This is a genomic window from Psychrobium sp. 1_MG-2023 (genome assembly GCF_030689115.1).
In the GTDB taxonomy this organism is placed as follows: Bacteria; Pseudomonadota; Gammaproteobacteria; order Enterobacterales; family Psychrobiaceae; genus Psychrobium.
Window position 1 is genome coordinate 13,615 of sequence record NZ_JAUYVJ010000029.1, and the last position, 20,915, is coordinate 34,529.

Genomic DNA, 20,915 nt, shown 5'->3' on the forward strand with positions numbered 1-20,915 from the left:
TCATTCCATTAAAAAAGGGCTTGTAAAAACAAGCCCTTTTGTGTAAATCAAGTTTATAATTCTTGAATTAGAACGGGATATCGTCATCCCAGCCATCATCTAAATCTGGTGCTTTAGCTGGCTGTTGTGCAGGTTGCTGCGCAGGCTGTTGTGCTGGCTGTTGAAAACCACCTTGCTGTGGCTGACTAGCAAAATTATTTTGTTGCTGAGGCGCAGCCTGTTGCGGAGCTTGCTGATAGCCACCTTGTTGTTGAGGTGCCGCTTGCTGTGGTGCCTGCTGTTGGAAACCGCCTTGTTGCTGTGGAGCCGCAGCTTGCTGATAGCCACCTTGCTGTTGAGGTGCTTGTTGCTGATAACCACCTTGGCCACCGCCTTGACGGCCGCCTAACATTTGCATGGTGCCATTAAAGCCTTGAACAACGACTTCAGTGGTATAACGGTCATTACCGCTTTGGTCTTGCCATTTACGAGTTTGTAATGCGCCTTCAATGTAAACTTGTGAGCCTTTACGCAGGTATTCACCAGCAATTTCAGCTAACTTACCGAACACTGAAATATTGTGCCATTCAGTTTTTTCTTTTTGCTCGCCGGTGTTCTTATCACGCCACGACTCTGATGTTGCTAAAGTTAAGTTAGCAACTGCGCCACCACTTGGTAAGTAACGGATCTCAGGATCTTTACCTAAGTTACCTACAAGAATGACTTTATTAATTCCCTTACTGGCCATATTCGCCCCTATCTATCTGTTTAGTATGGCTGTATAGCCGATAATCAATAAGTTTCACTTTAACTTAAATTACGTTTCTATCAGTTATTTAAAACCACATGAAACGTTAAAGTGCGATGATTTTCATTATACTGATTTATTAGTCACGGTGCGAGAGCTTAGCAGCCTACTTCGTCGCTTTTATGCTTAACTCAGGATCTATTTAGATCCTAAACCTATGCTAGGCCTAGACTTTAGGATAGAAAATAAATTTAACTCAAATAAACATTCGTTAAATAAAAACCTTCTAGCTAGAAGTTAGTGTCTCAACCGTGATGTTATGGTGCTTTGGTCGTCTTGTTGATATTAACAATGGTGATTACACTCACTCCTTCATTTTAATAACGTTATTAAGTTCAACGTTTTTTATTGGCAGCTTTTTTCTTCCTGAAACGGGGGAAGAAAAGAAGGAGGTTTTATGCGCGGAGTAGTCTCCCCAAAACTCGTACCATTACTCGAGCAAGCAAATGCAGCTATCGCTCAAGCGAAACAGGATAATCAAGCCTTTGCGCCAAGTATCGTGCGTGCAAATCTCGACAAGCTGGCAGGGCTGATGATGACTGGCGCTGATATTCCGCTAATAAAAGATGTGATGTTTTATGCTGGTGCACAAGCTATCCCTGCTCGGTTATATAATCCCAATCCAGAAAAGACCTTGCCAGTATTATTACATTTTCATGGTGGCGGTCACATGTGTGGTAGTGTTGAGTTATATGACCCGATCAGTCGTGACCTTGCTTTAGCTGCTCAAGCTATTGTCATTTGTATCGATTACCGCCTCGCGCCGGAATTCCCTTACCCAGCAGGCGTTAATGATTGCCAACACGTATTAAGTCACTATAAAGAAGCAGTCAAAGGCATGAAACACAATGACACGCTCTACATAGCTGGCGACAGTGCGGGCGGTGCTATTAGTACCACATTGGTGATGAATAACATTCATAATGAGCACATTAAAATTGATAAACAAATCCTGATCTATCCTAGTGTTGATTACACCATGAGTCAGCTTTCAATCGAAGAAAATGGTACGGGATTCTTACTAGAGCAAGATAAGATCAGTTGGTATTTCGAGCAGTATTTCCAACAAAGCGATTCGACTCACCCCATCATTAAAACAGCTTCTCCACTGTTAGGTGCATTTTCTCCTTCCATGCCAAAAACCTTAGTGATCACTGCTGGCTGCGATCCATTGCGAGACGAAGGCCATGCTTATGTTAAGGCCCTACAAGAGGTAGGCGTGCCGGTCACCCACCACCAATTTGACGACATGATTCATGCTTATATGCTGCTCAATAGCATAGTAGAGGAAGAGTATCGAGCCAGTTTAGATTTGATTAGTCGTTTCGTTGCAGCGTAACACCTCACTGCGACATGTCCCCAACCCCGTCGTTCCGGCAGTGGGTTAGCCGGAATCTCGTGTTTGATGCACAAGCGAGGTCCTGAATAAAACACTTTCAGGATGACGAAGTGAGAGTTCCTGAATAAAACACTTCAGGACGACGAAGTGGGAGTTCTGAATCGATTGCCTTAAACTTCAATTGGCGCGAGTAACACCGCACGAGCTTCATTAAGCTCAAAAACCTTCGCATCCACTTTAAGGTAAGCGGCTTGATCATCAAAAATTACTATCGCTTCTTTAACACCGGGCAGCGCCATTAGCTGTTGTGACATGTTTTCCGCTGTCGGTTGATCATGGGCGTCAGCATCGAGGGTATATGTCTTGAGCACCTTCGGGTTAACCATGCCAGCGGTGTAAAACCACCACGCAATAACCAAAATTGTTGATGTTGCAAACACACCAGCTAACCCTAGATATTGATAACATAAACCACCTAAGATTCCGCCCCAGAACGCACCAAAGAATTGGCTTGATGAGTAAATCCCCATCGCCGTTCCCTTCTGGCCAGCAGGCGCAAACTTAGCGATTAATGAGGGTAATGAGGCTTCTAAATAATTAAATGCGGTAAAGAACACAATCACAGCGACGAACAGGCCAATAAATGAACCTTGTAACAGATACATCATCACCAATGAAACCGCTAACAGCAGCAAAGAAAAGCGATACATTTGTTTCATGCTTTCATTTTTAGCACCGATGATAATCAGTGGCACCATCAACACAAAAGACACCAACAAGGTCGGGAAATAGAGTTGCCAATGATCAGTCGTAGCGAAATCAAGTTCCATTAACATCAGCGGTAATACGACAAAAATAGAGGTGATAACAAGATGCAGCACGAAAATACCGACATCTAAACGCAATAGCTGGCCGTCTTTTAACATCGCAGAAATCAGCTCTGGCGCCGCGCGAGTATCGCCTTTCGGTGCTTTGCTGACCGCATTAGGTGCGATAAATAACACCACCAGCATACCTAATAAAGCCAGCCCAGCGGTTAAGTTAAATAAGCCAGATAAACCAATACTATCTACCAGCACTGGACCTAAAATCAGCGATACCGCAAATGACAAACCAATACACATACCAATGGTCGCCATCACTTTCGGACGATGTTCATCGCGAGTCACATCGGCAGCTAAGGCTAAAATAGTACTAGCAATCGCCCCCATCCCTTGAATAGCACGGCCAATTGTCACGCCCATTACTGAATCAGCATAAGCAGCAATTAAGCTACCAATACAGAAAATAGCAAGACCAATCAGAATCACTGGTTTGCGACCAAAGCGGTCAGAAAGCATGCCCATCGGGATTTGTAATAAGGCTTGGGTTAAGCCATAGGCACCAATAGCAATACCAACCCACATCGGAGAATAACCGTCGAGCTCCTGACCATAAATTGCAAAAACAGGCATGATCATAAACAAACCCAGCATGCGTAAGCCAAACACCAAGGCTAGAGAAATCGCAGCACGCTTTTCAATTGAATTTAATCCACTCACGTTACTCATCAGACAATTGCTATCCCCATAAAAAAACAGAATTGTAACATGAGCGATTTTTGATCCCCAGTGTTGAATTAGATTAGCTAATATAAAAATGTGCTAGCGCAACAAATCAGATCAATTAATAGCAAACACGGTGAGATAATTCGGGCAAAGCACTGCAATGGACAGCAAACTATGCAATAATTTCGGGTTCGATAATCGTCATAGAAGTGTTGTTCATGGATAAAATTGAAGTACGGGGCGCACGCACCCACAATTTAAAAAACATCAACCTAACCATCCCACGCGATAAACTCATCGTGATCACCGGATTATCAGGGTCGGGCAAGTCCTCACTCGCCTTTGACACACTCTATGCCGAAGGACAGCGCCGCTATGTAGAATCTTTATCAGCCTATGCTCGCCAATTCTTATCATTAATGGAAAAGCCTGATGTTGATTCAATCGAAGGACTCAGTCCTGCGATTTCAATCGAACAAAAATCGACATCACATAACCCGCGCTCAACAGTGGGTACCATTACAGAAATTCACGATTATCTACGTTTATTATTTGCCCGCGTTGGTGAGCCGCGTTGCCCTACCCATGACTTACCATTAGCGGCACAAACCATTAGTCAAATGGTCGATAAAGTTTTAGCGCTGCCCCAAGGCAGTAAGCTGATGCTATTAGCGCCCGTGGTACAACAACGTAAAGGTGAGCACACTAAATTGCTCGACAACCTCGCAGCGCAAGGCTTTATTCGCGCTCGTATCGATGGCTCGGTATGTGACTTATCTGATCCACCGACGCTAGAACTACAAAAGAAACACGATATTGAAGTGGTTGTTGACCGTTTTAAAGTTCGCGAAGATCTCCAACAACGCTTAGCCGAGTCATTTGAAACCGCACTTGAGCTTTCAGGTGGTGTCGCCAGTATTGTTGCAATGGATGATGACAGTGAACTTGAGCCTATTCTTTTTTCTGCAAACTTTGCCTGTAGTCAGTGTGGCTATTCGATGGCTGAGTTAGAACCTCGCTTATTTTCTTTTAATAACCCAGCAGGTGCCTGTGGTAGTTGTGACGGTTTAGGGGTTAAACAGTTTTTTGATCCACAACGCATCGTGGTTAATCCAGAGCTTAGCCTTGCAGGCGGTGCAATTCGTGGCTGGGATCGTCGTAATTTCTATTATTTCCAAATGCTCACCGCTCTGAGCGAGCATTACGGTTTTGACTTAGAAGCGCCGTTTGAATCGCTAACGGATGAAGATAAAAAACACATCTTCTTTGGTAGTGGTACCAAGTCACTTGAATTTAAGTACATGAACGATCGCGGTGATATGGTGGTTAGAAACCACCCCTTTGAAGGGATCATCAATAACATGGATCGCCGCTACCGTGAAACAGAGTCCAATGCGGTACGAGAAGAACTCACTAAATACTTAAACCAGCAGTCATGTCCAAGCTGTGATGGCAGCCGTTTACGTCAAGAAGCGCGTCATGTATTTATTGGCACAACCAATTTACCAACGGTTGCAGAATATTCCATTGGCGATTGTATGGATTTCTTTGACCAGCTTGAATTTACGGGTCAAAAAGCCCAAATTGCGGAAAAAATCCTAAAAGAGATCCGCGATCGTTTAGGCTTTTTAGTCAATGTTGGCCTTAATTACCTGAGCCTTTCGCGCAGCGCAGATACCTTATCAGGGGGTGAAGCTCAGCGTATTCGTTTAGCTAGTCAAATTGGTGCCGGCCTTGTTGGTGTCATGTATGTGCTTGACGAGCCTTCCATTGGTTTACATCAACGTGATAACGAGCGTCTGCTAAAAACCCTAAACCACCTTCGCGATTTAGGTAATACCGTTATTGTGGTTGAACATGATGAAGATGCAATCCGCTGTGCCGATTATATTATCGATATCGGCCCTGGTGCTGGCGTTCATGGCGGTGAAATCATTGCCCAAGGCTCTTATCAACAAATCATCGATAATGAGCAATCGGTGACAGGCCAATACTTATCGGGCGCAAAACAAATCGAATACCGCAAAGAACGTACCCAACATCAAGATCAATGGATCAAATTGTTTGGCGCACGCGGTAACAACTTAAAAAATGTTGATTTAGCGATACCGACAGGATTGCTCACCTGTGTCACAGGTGTTTCTGGCTCGGGTAAATCGACCTTAATTAATAATACCTTCTACCCACTGGCACATATTGCGTTAAATAAAGCGGTTAATGATGAGCCCGCGCCGCATGATCGCATCGAAGGCTTAGAGCATTGCGACAAAGTCGTCGACATTGATCAAAGTCCAATTGGCCGAACGCCACGTTCAAACCCAGCAACTTATACGGGTATTTTCACCCCTATTCGTGAACTATTTGCAGCCACCCAAGAGTCACGCTCGCGCGGTTATAAGGCAGGTCGTTTTAGTTTTAATGTCAAGGGCGGTCGTTGTGAAGCCTGTCAGGGCGACGGGGTGACTAAGGTAGAAATGCACTTCTTACCAGATGTATACGTGCCTTGTGATGTTTGTCATTCTAAACGTTATAACCGTGAAACCCTTGAAGTCCTTTATAAAGGCAAAAACATTCACCAAGTGCTGGAAATGACGGTCGAAGATGCCAATGAGTTCTTCAAACCCGTCCCTGCTATTGCACGTAAGCTGCAAACCTTAATGGATGTTGGCCTGTCTTACATTACGCTTGGTCAATCCGCGACCACACTTTCTGGTGGTGAAGCACAGCGGGTCAAACTCGCCAAAGAGCTCTCAAAACGCGATACGGGTAAAACCTTATACATTTTAGATGAGCCAACCACGGGTCTACATTTTAAAGATATTCAAATGTTGCTCGATGTATTACATCGCCTGCGTGATCACGGCAATACCATCGTGGTAATTGAGCATAACCTTGATGTGGTTAAGACGGCAGACTGGATCATTGATTTAGGACCTGAGGGCGGTAATGGCGGTGGTCAAATCTTGTGTGCAGGAACCCCTGAAGACATCGTTGATCATCCGGTATCCCACACGGCAAGATTCTTAAAGCCGCTACTTTAATATCAGTGTTATTGTAATTTTATGATAAAAAGTAGTAACTTAAGTAAGGTATCACTTAAGTTACTACTTAAACTAATCTTTAGAACAACATTTGAAGACTCTAGACGAGGACATTATGACCTTTGACGCTCACCAGTTTCGCCAGCAATTTCCATTGATTTGCGACAGTGACCAAATTTATTTGGATAGCGCTGCTACCGCGCAAAAGCCACAGTGTGTTATCGACTGTATCAATAAGTTCTATAGTGAGAGTAATGCCAATGTTCATCGCGCAGCACACCAGCTCAGCGCTAAAGCAACAGCGCAATATGAGTTAGCACGTTCAAATGTCGCCAAATTTATTCATGCGCATAACAGCAAAGAAGTCATCTTCACCAAAGGCACAACAGAGTCAATTAACCTCATTGCCCAAAGTTATGCCCGACCAAATCTCGCCGCTATTCATAATATTGTCGTAGCAGTATCAGAGCACCACGCCAATATTGTGCCATGGCAAATGGTTTGTCAGCAAACTGGCGCGGAGTTACGGGTTATTCACTTAAATGATAATTACGAGCTCGACTTAAACCATGCTTTATCATTGATTGACCAAGATACAAAAATCGTCGCTATCGCACACGCTTCCAATGTCACGGGTGTCATTAACCCAATCGAAGAATTAATTAGCTTGGCTAAAAATGTTAATGCCGTGACAGTCATCGATGGCGCCCAAGCTATCGCGCACCTGCCCGTTGATGTGCAACAACTTGATTGTGATTTTTACGTTTTCTCGGCACATAAAATGTTTGGCCCAACCGGTGTTGGAATTCTATATGGCAAAGAAGCACTATTAGAGGCAATGCCGCCATGGCAAGGCGGTGGTGAAATGATTAAAAAGGTGAGCTTTAGCGGTACAACGTATAATCAACTCCCCTTTAAGTTTGAGGCTGGCACGCCTAATATCAGTGGCGTTTTAGGCCTAAGTCAAGCTATCAACTTTATTCAGCAATTTGAACACAAGCAAGTTTTTGATTATGAACAACAGTTGCTAAACTATGCAACAGAACGGCTTAAGCAACTTGAAGAAGTCAATATTATTGGTGATGTGAACCATAAGCTTCCCGTTCTTAGCTTTGTGGTTGATGAAGAGCATTCATCAGACGTTGCCACCTTACTGGATCAACAGAATATTGCAGTGCGAGCAGGACACCATTGTGCAATGCCCCTAATGGAGTACATCGAGCACTCCGGGACAATTCGCGCGTCTTTTGCACCATATAATACCTTTGATGAAGTTGAAGAATTTACTAAAGCGGTCGAGAAAACCTTAAGCTTTTTTTAACCACTGATACAACCGTTAGCTAACACTCTATTGAGTTCAGCAACAGTTAATCAGCTTGCGATAAACTAAAGCCTCATTCGTTATCACGATAAGTTGAATTTATCGCTTATGTTATGATGAGGAAGTTATAACCTCATTTGGTTTATGGATAAGCTGAATTACGTTCTAGTAGACATCCAATAACTCGGGAATAAAATGATAACTAGCATATTAAAGCGACTCAGTTTAATCGCTCTCATTACCTTCTCTGCGAATACCATTGCAGCGGATAGTAATGAGCAAAAAGCATCGAAGTTAGCGTTAACTAAATATAAAGCAACTAAACTGCTTAAAGTCGAGCGAGTGAAAGAACAACAGTTTAAGGTCAAATTACTTCTAGCCAATGGGCGTTTAAAAACCGTCTTCGTCAACACAAAAAGTGGCAAAGTAAGCGAAAGAAAAAAGTGACCAAACAATAAAAACAACAAGTAATGTTAGATTAATGACATTGATGAAAGGAAAACTATGCGTATTTTAATTGTCGAAGATGAACCTCTATTACTCGAACAACTAAATTCAAGTCTCACCAAACAAGGTTACGCCGTTGACTGTGCTGCAGACGGTGAAGAAGGCTTATTTCAAGGAACCGAATACCCTTACGATTTAGCAATCATTGATTTAGGCTTACCGAAAATCGATGGTCTTGATGTGATTAAAAAATTGCGTGAGCAAGGTAAGAATTACCCTATTCTTATTTTAACTGCTCGTGACCAATGGCAAGAGAAAGTCATTGGCCTCGACTCTGGCGCGGATGACTACTTGACCAAACCATTTGAAATGGATGAACTGTTAGCCCGTGTTAAAGCATTACTGCGTCGTAGCGTCGGCATGGCAAGCGCCTCCCAACACTTCGGCCCGCTATCTTTAGACTTAAATGCACAATCAGTGGCGGTTGATGGCACTGAGATTGAGCTAACAGCTTATGAGTATAAGGTTATTGAATACCTATTGACTCACCCACATCAAGTAATCTCAAAAACAGTACTCACCGAGCATATTTACGATCAAGATTACGATCGTGATTCAAACGTTATTGAAGTGTTCGTGCGTCGCCTGCGCAAAAAACTTGACCCTAACGGTACCATTGAACCGATTGAAACATTGCGTGGCCGAGGTTATCGAATCAACCCAGCAATTGCTAACGGTTAATCAGTGAAGAACTATTCACTTCGTACACGAATACTGCTTATGGCCAGCTTCTTTATGCTGGTCTTTTTTAGTATTACCGCCGCAGTTCTCGATTCAGCATTCACTAACGCGACCAAGAGTGCAGAAAAAGAAAAGCTCCAACTGTATATCCTGAGTTTAATCTCCAGCGCCGAACAACAAGGGCGTGACTTAATCATTCCAGCTTATCAACAAGAGTCGCGCTTTAATGAAGCAAGTTCCGGGCTTTATGGTTATGTGCTAGATCGCGCAGGCCGCGAGTTATGGCGATCACGCTCCGCCTTAACGGTCTCCCCTGTTACAGCAAGGCCACAGCGCCCAGGCAAGAGCAGTTTTGGCATCGATAATACGCACGTTGGCGTAGAATATTTTGTTGCAACCTATGGCACCATTGAAGAAAGCCACGGTAAAGACTATCAATATACCTTTGTCGTGATGCAGGACAATATCGCCTTTCAGCGTGCTCTCACCAGCTATCGCTCCGATCTGTGGATGTGGCTCGCTATTGTGGCGCTCCTACTGCTAACAACTCAGCACTTCTTATTAAGCCGTGGTTTACGTCCGCTGTATAATTTAGCCCATGAGCTTAAAGACATAGAAGATGGTCACATTGAAGCATTAAGTGATGATTACCCCAAAGAGCTAAGCCGTTTAACGGGCAACCTGAATCGCTTGGTTGACAGTGAACGCAAGCAACGTACTCGCTACCATCAACGCTTGGGCGATCTCGCTCATTCGTTAAAGACACCTCTTGCGGTGCTCACGAACGCCGCTGACGAATCGACAGTCGAGCTGCATCAATTAGTGAAAGAACAAAGCCAACGCATGGATCAAATTGTTCGTTATCAATTGCAACGTGCAGTGGTTAGCCAACAGGTTACAGGTATCACTCGGGTTAATATCTTAGAGCACGCCACTCAAGTCAAAAATGCATTGGACAAAGTCTATAAAGATAAGGCCGTATTATGTCAGTTGCATATTCCAAGTGAGAGTTTCTTTCATGGCGATCAAGGCGACTTACTTGAGATGCTCGGTAACCTCATGGACAACGCCTATAAATATGGCGCAGGAGAAGTCAAAGTCTCAGTAGCAGAGGATTCAAAGCAACTTCAGTTCATCATTGAAGATAACGGTCCCGGTATTGAAGAGCAAGCGCGGGAAAAAATCACCCAACGCGGCGCAAGACTTGACACCCAAGAGCAAGGGCAAGGCATTGGTATGGCCGTTGTCGTTGATATTATTAATAGCTACAACGGCAGCTTTACAATTAATGACTCTGAGTTGCTAGGCGCTAAATTTAGCCTAAGCTTTACCAAGCAACATTACTGAGATCGCCATTAAAAGTGATTAGGATCAGGGTTTATTTCGCTCACTTGATTATGCTTGATAACAACTAGTAGCCATAAGTCTTAGGTGATAAGACCAGTAATTGGCTGCCAAATGTCGCGATTTGTATATAATGTGTCGTGATAAAGTTATCTTAACGATTTGCCTATCAAATGAAACACAGCTAGACTGGTTTTTAAATAAAAATAGCAAGATTAAAGATATACTCAGGGGATGTCTTCAAGATGAGCGAAAATAACCACATCTTATTGGTAAATGGTCCAAACTTAAATATGTTAGGCCGCCGCGAGCCTGGTCATTACGGTCAACAAACTCTACCAGAGATTGTTGATACATTAACCCAGCAAGCTCAAGCAATGGATATTAGCTTAAGTCATATTCAGTCAAATGCTGAATTTGAGCTCATTAATGCAATTCACCAAACCGATGCGGATTTTATTATTATTAATCCTGCCGCCTTTACACATACCAGTGTAGCGCTGCGTGATGCCATTTTGTCTGTCAACATTCCTTTTATAGAAATTCATTTATCTAACGTTCATAAACGCGAACCATTTCGTCACCATTCCTACTTCTCAGATGTAGCAATTGGGGTGATTTGTGGCTTAGGCCCAGCGGGTTATGAATACGCTTTACAAGCGGCAGCGTCGCATTTGGCGCAGTCCTAAACTTTTGAGAAGAGAACACCATGGATATTCGTAAAATAAAAAAATTAATTGAGCTGGTAGAAGAATCAGGTATTTCTGAGTTAGAAATCGCTGAAGGTGAAGAGTCAGTACGCATCAGTCGTACGACAGCAGCAGTTGCAGCACCAGCTCCAGTAGCGGTAGCAGCAGCCCCAGTTGCAGCAGCTCCTGCTCCAGTAGCAGCTCCAGCAGTTGAAGCAGCACCAGCTCAAGTTAGCGGCCATCAAGTAAAATCTCCAATGGTTGGTACGTTCTACCGTGCAGCTTCTCCAGAAGCAAAGCCATTTGTTGAAGTTGGTAGCAAAGTAAACGTTGGCGATACACTATGTATCGTTGAAGCGATGAAAATGATGAACCAAATCGAAGCGGATAAAGCCGGTACTGTTGTTGCTATTGAAGTAGACGACACTGCAGCGGTTGAGTTTGACCAGGTTCTAGTAATCATCGAATAAGGCTGACTGATTATGTTAGATAAAGTAGTTATCGCCAACCGTGGTGAAATAGCTTTACGTATTCTTCGTGCTTGTAAAGAAATGGGCATTAAGACCGTAGCAGTTCACTCAACGGCTGACCGCGACTTAAAACACGTACTGCTAGCTGATGAAACATTATGTATCGGCCCAGCACCAGCAACGCAAAGTTACCTAAATATTCCAGCAATCATTAGTGCTGCTGAAATTACTGGCGCTGTTGCTATTCACCCAGGTTATGGCTTCTTAGCTGAAAATGCTGATTTTGCCGAGCAAATCGAACAATCTGGTTTCATTTTCATTGGCCCTAAAGCCGATACGATTCGCCTTATGGGTGATAAAGTGTCTGCAATTGATGCGATGCGTAAAGCTGGCGTACCAACGGTACCTGGTTCAGACGGCGTGTTAGGCGATGATGATGAAGTGAACAAGAAGATTGCTAAGCGTATTGGTTACCCTGTTATCGTTAAAGCTTCTGGCGGCGGCGGTGGTCGTGGTATGCGCGTAGTTCGCTCTGAAGAAGAGTTAATTGAAACAATTTCACTTACGCAAGCAGAAGCGATTGCCTGTTTCAATAATGGCCAACTGTACATGGAGAAGTTCCTAGAGAACCCTCGTCATATCGAGATCCAAGTATTAGCCGATGGTCAAGGTCAAGCGATTCACCTAGGTGAACGTGACTGTTCAATGCAACGTCGTCATCAAAAAGTTGTTGAAGAAGCGCCAGCACCGGGTATCACAGAAGAAACTCGCCGTTTCATCGGTGAGCGTTGTGCGAAAGCCTGTATCGATATTGGCTACCGCGGTGCAGGTACCTTTGAGTTCTTATATGAAAACGGTGAGTTCTACTTCATTGAAATGAACACGCGTATTCAGGTAGAGCATTGTGTTACAGAAATGGTAACTGGCGTTGATTTAATCAAAGAGCAACTACGTGTTGCTGCTGGCCAACCATTATCTATTACTCAAGACGAAGTACAAATTCGCGGCCATGCTATTGAATGTCGTATTAATGCAGAAGATCCAGTGACTTTCATCCCTTCACCGGGTGAAATCAAACGTTTCCACGCACCAGGCGGTTTAGGTATTCGTTGGGATTCACACATCTACGCAGGCTACAAAGTGCCACCACACTATGATTCAATGGTTGGCAAGCTAATTACTTACGGTGAAAACCGTGGTATCGCCATTGCACGTATGCGTAACGCATTAAGCGAATTCATTGTAGAAGGGATTAAAACCAATACCCCACTACAACAACGCATTATGGATGACGAAAACTTCCAAAACGGTGGTGCAAACATCCACTACCTAGAGAAAAAACTAGGCCTATAATTAAGCCGGTTTTTCTTGAATCAAAAGACCAGCCGTTTGGCTGGTTTTTTTATGCCCTATCGTCGTTCCGGCAGCCTCTTAACCAGAATTTCTCTTTTAACTGCAACATAAGATCCTGAATAAAACAATGTCAGAATGACATTGAGTAGGCATACCCTAAAAACGTCGTTCTGGCAGTCTTTTAGCCAGAATCTCTCTTTTAACTGCAACATAAGATCCTGAATAAAACAATGTCAGGGTGACATTAAGTAGACATCCCCTAAAAACGTCGTTCTGGCAGTCTTTTAGCCAGAATCTAGCCCACCCTCCATCAAGCGCCTCAGACAAATGACACCCAACCCCCTTTTATTGCTATAATCCAACGCAACTACCGAAATCGAGAACCCCAGCCATGCCTTGGATCCAACTTAAGCTCAACGCAACCAATGAATCAGCCGAACACCTTGGTGATCTACTATCTGAAAGCGGTGCACTATCAGTGACCTTTTTAGACGCTAAAGACACCCCAGTGTTTGAGCCGCTACCGGGTGAAACTCGTCTATGGGGTGAAACTGATATCGTTGCACTCTATGAAGGCACCCAAGACATGACAGCGGTGGTTGACTTTCTCAGCGCACAGCCTGAACTTGGTCCTAACTTCACCCATAAAGTTGAAGCATTAGAGGACAAAGATTGGGTTCGTGAATGGATGGATAACTTCCACCCTATGCAATTTGGTAAACGCTTATGGATTTGCCCAAGCTGGCGTGATGTACCAGATCCAACAGCCGTTAATGTGATGCTTGATCCTGGCCTCGCTTTTGGTACAGGCACTCATCCAACAACAGCATTGTGTTTACAATGGTTAGATGGATTAGACCTAGCGGGTAAAACTGTTGTCGACTTTGGTTGTGGTTCAGGTATTTTAGCCATCGCAGCCCTCAAATTAGGCGCAAAACGCGTCATTGGTATCGACATTGACCCACAAGCGATTATCGCTAGTAAAGAGAATGCTAGACGTAACGGTGTTGAAGATAAGATAGAACTTTATTTACCGCAAGATCAACCCGACGGCATTCAAGCCGATGTATTGGTTGCTAACATCCTAGCAGGACCGTTAGAAGAACTAGCACCATTGATGCAAGGCTTAGTAAAAACCGGTGGCCCACTCTCGCTGTCAGGCTTATTACCTGAACAAGCAGACCGCCTGCTTGAAGTTTACAGCCAATGGTTTGACATGGAGCCTGCAACAGAACAAGACGAATGGATTCGCCTTAACGGACTTAAAAGATAAGTAGCTCACTTTTGCAGCAAATCATTACTGATTTGCTGCATTTTGTTAACATCATTAACGCTCTAAGCCTATATTCCCACTTGCTTTACACCTTTTTTTATTAACAACACCGCCCAACGTCACATTTTTGACCAGTCAAGAAAAATAATTGCTTTTCGTTTAAATATTGAGCTTTTCAATTTAAGAAAAAATGCGTACTATACGCACCCCTGACGAAGTAGAGGTAGTTATCGTATGAAGATTGGAGATTACCAATTAGCCAATCCACTCATTTTAGCCCCAATGGCCGGTATTACCGATAAACCATTTCGCGAACTATGCTTTAAGCTTGGTGCCGGAATGACTGTTTCTGAAATGTGTTCATCGAACCCAAAAGTATGGCAAAGCAGCAAATCAACGCATCGCATGACCCATACCGAGGAAGCGGGTATTAGCAGCGTGCAAATTGCAGGCAGCGATCCACAAGAAATGGCATTAGCCGCTCAATTCAACGTTGAGCAAGGCGCACAGATAATCGATATTAATATGGGTTGTCCAGCCAAGAAGGTGAACAAAAAGTTAGCGGGTTCAGCATTACTACAGCACCCAGATTTGGTTAAGCAAATCTTAGACAGCGTTGTCAGTGCAGTTGATGTTCCGGTAACACTTAAGATTCGTACAGGCTGGGATACTGACAACCGAAATGGTGTTGATATCGCAAAGCTCGCACAAGATGCAGGCATTGCTTCCTTAGCCGTACACGGCAGAACACGTGCATGTTTGTACAAGGGTTTTGCTGAATATGACACTATTAGAGCCATCAAACAGGCAATTTCGATTCCTGTGGTAGCCAATGGTGACATTACTAGCCCGGAAAAGGCCAGTGAAGTTTTAGACTACACCGGTGCCGACGCTATTATGATTGGCCGTGGAGCCCAAGGTAACCCTTGGATCTTCCGTGAAATCAATCATTACCTAACGACAGGACAAAAGCTAGCGCCAGTGCCACACACTGAGGTTCGCGATACATTACTTAACCATGTGCATGCCCTCCACCAGTTTTATGGTGACTTTTTAGGGGTGCGTATTGCACGCAAACACATTGGTTGGTATCTCAAGGAACAGCGTAATGAATTACGCCAAGAGTTGTTTAAGATAGAAACAGCCGAGGAACAGCTGGCTGTATTGGAACGCATTTTTACCGATAAAATTAATTAAGAAGAGCAAATTTCACATGTTTGATCAACACACTACAAGTACTACAACTGAAAACCAACTAACTGTTGACCCTATCCAATTAGCCAACGGTACAGTTAAGCCACAATTACTACGTGACTCAGTAAAACGTGCTGTAAGCAACTTTTTTGCTCAACTAGATGGCGAAGAGCCAACTGAAGTATACGAAATGGTTTTATGTGAAATGGAACGTCCACTATTAGACCTGACTATGCAGTTTACTCGCGGTAACCAAACACGCGCAGCAAACCTATTAGGCATCAACCGCGGTACATTACGTAAGAAATTAAAAAAATACGGCATGAACTAAGACTAGACCTTTCTAGTAGTAGTTAACCTATTTGCTAAAAGCCCAATCAATGAACGTTGATTGGGCTTTTTATTTCTTCTTTTTTCGAGGTTTTGTAACAGCTTTATCCTTTTTAAAGCCCCAATACATTAAACCTATAAATCCCCCAAAAACAAATAGAAAACCTAACAACGACACGAGTTTATTATTAAGTATTGATTGCATAAAAAATAAAGCCAGCATGCCACCAAGACAAATTAACCAAAGGAGAATGCCCCGCTCACTTTAATTCTTCATAATTTAATTTGCGCCTTTCTCTTATTTATTGTCATTTACAGTAACTATCAATTTTATTTGTGCTTTTGACATACCCATTCACTAAAGACTTTTCAAACCACTCACATGATTGTTTCAATTTATTTTCAGTCAATAATAAAATCCCTATCGAGTGTGCAGCTCTTATATCGCCTAACTCATCAGCTTGCTTCAAATAAAAAAGAGCTTTGCTCATATCTCTAGCGACTAACTTATCAATAAAGTAATGTATCCCTAAATCAAAATTAGCGCCAGCGACTTGTCGCTCAGCACTTTTGTGTAAAAAGCGGATAGCATCAGCGCTAGATAGTCCATGGTCGATATTACTTGATTCGCTAAAAAGGATAAAAATAGCGTGAGGGGCTCGATCATGCTTCTTTTTATCTAAATAAATATATTCATTAAGCGCCAAAATCTCATTCTTATTAACACCTAAACCATAATGTAAGTGTTGCGCATACATAAATCTAGACTCAAAGTTTCCTACATTGCCACTTTGTTGATAGAGCACAGCTGATTTTTCATACTGCTGCTTACCATAGTAATAGTCCGCAAGGATCTCCGTCGCTATATCTTTACCTGAGTTACTTGCCTCAGTTAATAGCTCTAAGGCGTATAATGTATTTTGTTCACTCTTTAATAAATGTAAATAGATTTGAGCTGTATTAACAAGAAAGTCCCCTCTCTTAGGGGTTTTTAATGCTTCAACTAAATATTCATTGATATACCTTGCGTGCTCTTTAGAACCTGATTGTAGAATCAAAATTGAATAATCTAACAGTATTAGGTCATTGCCAAGTCGGCTTCGACCCAAGCACTCCCTATACCCTTCAAGCGCGCTAATAAAGCTATCTTTACTGTTTAGCTCCATACGCCCACAACTGTTAACTAAAACACTCTTAACTTGGTTTTCTTCATCGCTTATTACTGTGTTCAGTGATTGCGCATATAGAGTGTTATGAAAAAACACGACACTTAACAATACGAAAAAAATATACCTACACATGAATCCCTTCTCCTTTCCCAAACTAAAAACGTAAAGTAGGACAGGCTTAAAATATTATTAAGATACTAAACGTTATTAGACCAGAATACATTAATTAACCGACTTAGCTATGGGCCTTAATAGCCCAAAGAGCGACAATACGAGCAGCAATACCCCACTAAATAATTCACTGTTATAAATTAAATAGAACGACAATAGCAACGACATGACTTCTAAGCCAAATAACGCATAACTCATCGAGCTGCCACTAGGCTTATCTAAAATGAACTTAACCCCTTTCAGTTCTTCAATAACGCGGTATTTATCTAAGACTTTATTGAGTGTTAATTCAACGGGTTCCGTTGAGCTCTTCGGTGTTAAAGAAACAGACCAATCGACCGATAAGCTCTTTACGTTGGCGTTAATTTCTATTGCTCCATCGACGGTAGTGACGCAAAAACGCTGCCTAATCTCAAAGCTCTGAGTGCTCGGCTGATGAAAAATGAGTTCATCATTACAATAGAGCAGCAACCCTTTTATCCAGTAATTATGAAGCTGATAATGATTATTGCCGTATGCAAAGTTATAAATCACAGTACAAGCAGTCCTTGTTTATAGTGAGCAAGATAATAAGCTTGAATTGTAACCTGTGACAAGCCAAAGCTCTTCGACTCAACACTTTCTTACATTCCCTAACACTCCCTAACAAAGCGCCAACATAAATATCATACTGTTAGCTGCTACCTCGCCCTACACTACGCCCAGACAAAAGCTACCTTCATTATTATCCAAGGAGAATAGGTGTGAGCAATCGACAAAACGGAATCAAAACACTGTTACTGGCAGGCTTATTAGTCGGCGTTACTGCTTGTAGTGATACTCACGATGAGCTGTTAGATCATGCCGATAAAAAAAATAGTGCAGAAATAACCTATATTAATGCCGCAGACAATGCGACGACCTTTTATTTAAAAAGCCGGCAGTATCTTAAAAGCGTTTATCATCGCGACTTTGTCACCACCAATTTACCCGTCGGTCAAGTGAGTCGTGCAATTGAACATAAATGGGCCAGCTCAGGCCATAAGTCAGAATTCGCGATTGAAGACAGTACCAGCGGCGAAAATATGGACGAATTAAAATATAGCTTATCAGACAATGATAAATATTGGGCGATTGCATGGATGGATAATGGCAATGAAGTGTTAAGCGTGTTTGAAAAAAAAGCCAGTAATCAAAATGATGTGATGCGCGTTCGGGTCTTTGCCAACCAAGCTCTTAGCCTCAACATCTTAGACGATGACGCCAACTATCCAAATACCGAAGCAGGAAAAGCAACCCCAACTTATACGCTACAAAACTGTAGCGATCTGTATGTTGGTGGTAATGAAATTGATTTATGCCAACAAGGTAACTACGGAGAGTCGTATTTAGTGGTGGTTAATCAGCAGGGGCAAATTAGCTACGCGCCAGAATAACACGCCAAGCAGCTAAATCGATTAGTGTATTAAGTTCAAACGACCGCAGCGACACTTTAATCAAAATCGCTGTGAAAAAAGGCTCCACGCCATCGCTATGATGTCGTGGAGCTTTTGATATTATAGGCTCTTCACATCTTGCGTTAAGCTCTCTAGATGCTCACGCACCTCAACATTGGTGTGTTGGCTCACTCGACCGCCTAAGTGCTTACCAAAGAACTGCTCCATGGCGAACATCGCGGCCAACATATTATTCGACTTTTTAAAACCATGCCCTTCGTCTTTGGCAAGGATATATTCAACAGGCAAGCCTTTAGCTGCCATTTCCTTGGCGATGTTATCAGACTCCTGCTGGGTAACACGAACATCGTTAGCCCCCTGGATTAGTAAAACTGGCGCGGTAATTTGATCAATAAAGTTAATTGGCGAACGTGCTTGCATATCAGCTAATTCACTTGGAATTTTTGTATCACCAACGGCGCTAAACCATGTTCCTAAGTACGGTCGAGCCCAATCAGGAAATGCATCCATCAAGGTTGATAGGCTTGATGGGCCACAAAATGAAATCACCGCTTTATACATATCCGGTGTAAAGGTTGCACCCGCTAATGACGCATAACCGCCATACGACCCACCCATAATGCCTAATCGTTCTTTATCCGCAATGCCTTGCTCAACAAGGAAGTTAGCACCATCGGTTAAGTCATGTTGCATGGTACCCGTGCCCCAATTTTTATCACCTAAATTAAGGAAACGCTTACCAAACCCTGTCGAGGCTCTAAAGTTAGGCTGTAACACGGCATAGCCACGATTCGCTAATAACTGAGCCACAGGATTAAAAGTATCTGATTTCAACGTCCAATGTACTCTAGCCCACGGACCGCCATGGGGCAGGACTATCGTCGGTAGATTGGTCTTTTCCCCTTTCGGCAAGGTTAAATAGGCTTGGATTGTTTCGCCATCACGCGCCTGATAAGTAATCGACTGACGCTTAGACAACAGCTCAGGCTGAATACTAGGTGTTTGTGTGGCTAACACACTAACTTCACCTGTTGTCGCTTGGTAAATATAATCGGTGCCCGCCTCAACATCACTGGCGACATGTAGCTGCCATGCGCCAGTTTTCTCATTACGCTTGGTAATAGTAATTTCAACATCGTGCTTAAAGTGTTGATTAATTTTCTGCCAATGACTGGCAAAGGTTGCATCTAATGGATAAGTACGTAAACGCCCACCATAATAGGAAACACTCAGTGGCGTACCATCATCACTAAAGATCGCACTGTGTACATCAGACTCATTGTTTGGGTCGCGGTGTAATGTAGTAAATGAAAGCGTATTTAAATCTAAGCTTAATAGTTCCTGCTTATCCCTGCCCTCAATACTGGCTTTAATAAAAGCGAGTTTCTTCTCACCATTATAGGCAACGATGTCGATGGCTTCGCCCGGCAGGCTTTTAATCACACTGTGCCATTGTTGGTTAACCCTGCTAAAAAGTTCACGGCTGTTATCAGGGTTCATAGCAACGCCTAATACCACTTGGCCTTGCTTATCAAAATGCGCAGATTGAAAGTTATTATTATTAATTAACTTGCGAGTTAATACTTTGCTGTTGATATCCAATGTATAGCCATCTAATCGTGATGGCTTATCATGGTTGGCGAAAATAGCTAATTTGTTCGCATCATTACGTACCTGCTGCGACAAAATATAACGCACTTTGTTGTTATTGGTTAGTGCCGTTACTGTGGTGTTAACCAGTTGATTTGTTGATTCATTGGCCTCAAAAGAGACTCGATAAATTTGCGTGTTTTCACTGCCGCCGATATCTTTAGCGAAGAATAATTCATTGCCATTAGCCGACCAGAAAAACGTTTGAATCGGCTCTTTTGATTGTGTTAATGGCTGCGCCTGATCGGGGTGAGCTCCTTTAGGCATAATAAAAATATTGGCCGTCCCTAAATGCTCTTTAGTAAACGCGACCCATTGCCCATCACTCGATACATGCAATTTGGTAGTTTCATTGCTGGTAAAAAACTGCTCCAGTGGAATTAACGCAGCTTGTTGAGTTTGCTCCATGCTCGTTGTCGCTGGCGATTGCTGTAAAAGAGTGCAGCCCGTTAATCCAGAGGTCAGTAGCCCAGCAAAAGTGGCAGCGATGAGTGTCTTCTTAAAATTCATATCAATTCCTATACAGCAAATCATGGAAGCAAACCTCTTGTTCGCCCCTTTAGTTTCGAAACATAGTATTACGCAAATTAATTATCGTCAAACGATAATTAAT

18 protein-coding genes are annotated in these 20,915 nt (G+C 42.9%); 13 read left to right on the forward strand and 5 right to left on the reverse strand.

What is annotated here, in order from left to right; genetic code table 11:
- Window positions 1-67: 67 nt before the first annotated feature.
- On the reverse strand, window positions 68-727 hold the full coding sequence (ssb, locus tag Q8W26_RS14095) for a single-stranded DNA-binding protein (protein WP_101215559.1): 660 nt from the start codon (window positions 725-727) through the stop codon (window positions 68-70).
- 457 nt (window positions 728-1,184) lie between these two features.
- On the opposite strand from ssb, the gene Q8W26_RS14100 reads away from it, so the two are divergent.
- Entirely contained in the window at window positions 1,185-2,126 is a 942-nt protein-coding gene (locus Q8W26_RS14100; protein ID WP_101215560.1) for an alpha/beta hydrolase, read from the forward strand.
- Window positions 2,127-2,296: 170 nt separating this feature from the next.
- Here Q8W26_RS14100 and Q8W26_RS14105 read toward each other — a convergent pair whose 3' ends face one another.
- Complete coding sequence (locus Q8W26_RS14105) at window positions 2,297-3,676, reverse strand: MFS transporter (RefSeq protein ID WP_101215561.1); 1,380 nt, start codon at window positions 3,674-3,676, stop codon at window positions 2,297-2,299.
- Window positions 3,677-3,891: 215 nt separating this feature from the next.
- Here Q8W26_RS14105 and uvrA point away from each other — a divergent pair, with 215 nt between their 5' ends.
- The 11 genes from uvrA (at window position 3,892) to fis (ending at window position 15,877) form a co-directional block, all read left to right on the forward strand.
- Window positions 3,892-6,714 carry an excinuclease ABC subunit UvrA gene (gene uvrA, locus Q8W26_RS14110; protein WP_101215562.1) on the forward strand — a complete coding sequence of 941 codons (2,823 nt, stop codon included), beginning with the start codon at window positions 3,892-3,894 and terminating at the stop codon, window positions 6,712-6,714.
- A gap of 115 nt (window positions 6,715-6,829) precedes the next feature.
- Window positions 6,830-8,035 carry an aminotransferase class V-fold PLP-dependent enzyme gene (locus tag Q8W26_RS14115; protein ID WP_101215563.1) on the forward strand — a complete coding sequence of 402 codons (1,206 nt, stop codon included), beginning with the start codon at window positions 6,830-6,832 and terminating at the stop codon, window positions 8,033-8,035.
- 195 nt (window positions 8,036-8,230) lie between these two features.
- Window positions 8,231-8,482 (forward strand): hypothetical protein, encoded by a 252-nt coding sequence (locus Q8W26_RS14120; protein WP_101215564.1) that lies wholly within the window; start codon window positions 8,231-8,233, stop codon window positions 8,480-8,482.
- Between the two features lie 57 nt (window positions 8,483-8,539).
- A complete protein-coding gene (locus Q8W26_RS14125) occupies window positions 8,540-9,223 on the forward strand; it encodes a response regulator transcription factor (RefSeq protein ID WP_101215565.1) in 684 nt (227 codons plus the stop codon).
- A gap of 3 nt (window positions 9,224-9,226) precedes the next feature.
- Entirely contained in the window at window positions 9,227-10,570 is a 1,344-nt protein-coding gene (locus Q8W26_RS14130) for an ATP-binding protein (protein ID WP_153071532.1), read from the forward strand.
- A 242-nt stretch (window positions 10,571-10,812) separates the two neighbouring features.
- Window positions 10,813-11,256, forward strand: coding sequence for a type II 3-dehydroquinate dehydratase (gene aroQ, locus Q8W26_RS14135; RefSeq protein WP_101215567.1), 444 nt, complete (start codon window positions 10,813-10,815; stop codon window positions 11,254-11,256).
- Window positions 11,257-11,276: 20 nt separating this feature from the next.
- The gene (gene accB / locus Q8W26_RS14140) at window positions 11,277-11,726 is read left to right on the forward strand and encodes an acetyl-CoA carboxylase biotin carboxyl carrier protein (RefSeq protein WP_101215568.1); all 450 of its coding nucleotides are present in this window, start codon (window positions 11,277-11,279) and stop codon (window positions 11,724-11,726) included.
- Between the two features lie 12 nt (window positions 11,727-11,738).
- On the forward strand, window positions 11,739-13,079 hold the full coding sequence (gene accC, locus Q8W26_RS14145; protein WP_101215569.1) for an acetyl-CoA carboxylase biotin carboxylase subunit: 1,341 nt from the start codon (window positions 11,739-11,741) through the stop codon (window positions 13,077-13,079).
- A 391-nt stretch (window positions 13,080-13,470) separates the two neighbouring features.
- A complete protein-coding gene (gene prmA, locus Q8W26_RS14150; RefSeq protein ID WP_101215570.1) occupies window positions 13,471-14,352 on the forward strand; it encodes a 50S ribosomal protein L11 methyltransferase in 882 nt (293 codons plus the stop codon).
- Window positions 14,353-14,586: 234 nt separating this feature from the next.
- Window positions 14,587-15,549: a tRNA dihydrouridine synthase DusB gene (dusB, locus tag Q8W26_RS14155; protein ID WP_101215571.1), complete on the forward strand. Its 963-nt coding sequence runs from the start codon at window positions 14,587-14,589 to the stop codon at window positions 15,547-15,549.
- A 16-nt stretch (window positions 15,550-15,565) separates the two neighbouring features.
- A complete protein-coding gene (gene fis, locus Q8W26_RS14160) occupies window positions 15,566-15,877 on the forward strand; it encodes a DNA-binding transcriptional regulator Fis (protein ID WP_101215572.1) in 312 nt (103 codons plus the stop codon).
- Window positions 15,878-16,184: 307 nt separating this feature from the next.
- Here fis and Q8W26_RS14165 read toward each other — a convergent pair whose 3' ends face one another.
- Together Q8W26_RS14165 and Q8W26_RS14170 are read right to left on the reverse strand one after the other, a co-directional pair.
- Window positions 16,185-17,177 (reverse strand): tetratricopeptide repeat protein, encoded by a 993-nt coding sequence (locus Q8W26_RS14165; RefSeq protein WP_153071533.1) that lies wholly within the window; start codon window positions 17,175-17,177, stop codon window positions 16,185-16,187.
- A 90-nt stretch (window positions 17,178-17,267) separates the two neighbouring features.
- A complete protein-coding gene (locus Q8W26_RS14170) occupies window positions 17,268-17,750 on the reverse strand; it encodes a hypothetical protein (RefSeq protein WP_101215574.1) in 483 nt (160 codons plus the stop codon).
- Between the two features lie 209 nt (window positions 17,751-17,959).
- On the opposite strand from Q8W26_RS14170, the gene Q8W26_RS14175 reads away from it, so the two are divergent.
- A complete protein-coding gene (locus Q8W26_RS14175; protein ID WP_101215575.1) occupies window positions 17,960-18,631 on the forward strand; it encodes a hypothetical protein in 672 nt (223 codons plus the stop codon).
- 120 nt (window positions 18,632-18,751) lie between these two features.
- Here Q8W26_RS14175 and Q8W26_RS14180 read toward each other — a convergent pair whose 3' ends face one another.
- Window positions 18,752-20,812, reverse strand: coding sequence for a S9 family peptidase (locus Q8W26_RS14180; protein ID WP_101215576.1), 2,061 nt, complete (start codon window positions 20,810-20,812; stop codon window positions 18,752-18,754).
- Window positions 20,813-20,915 lie beyond the last annotated feature (103 nt).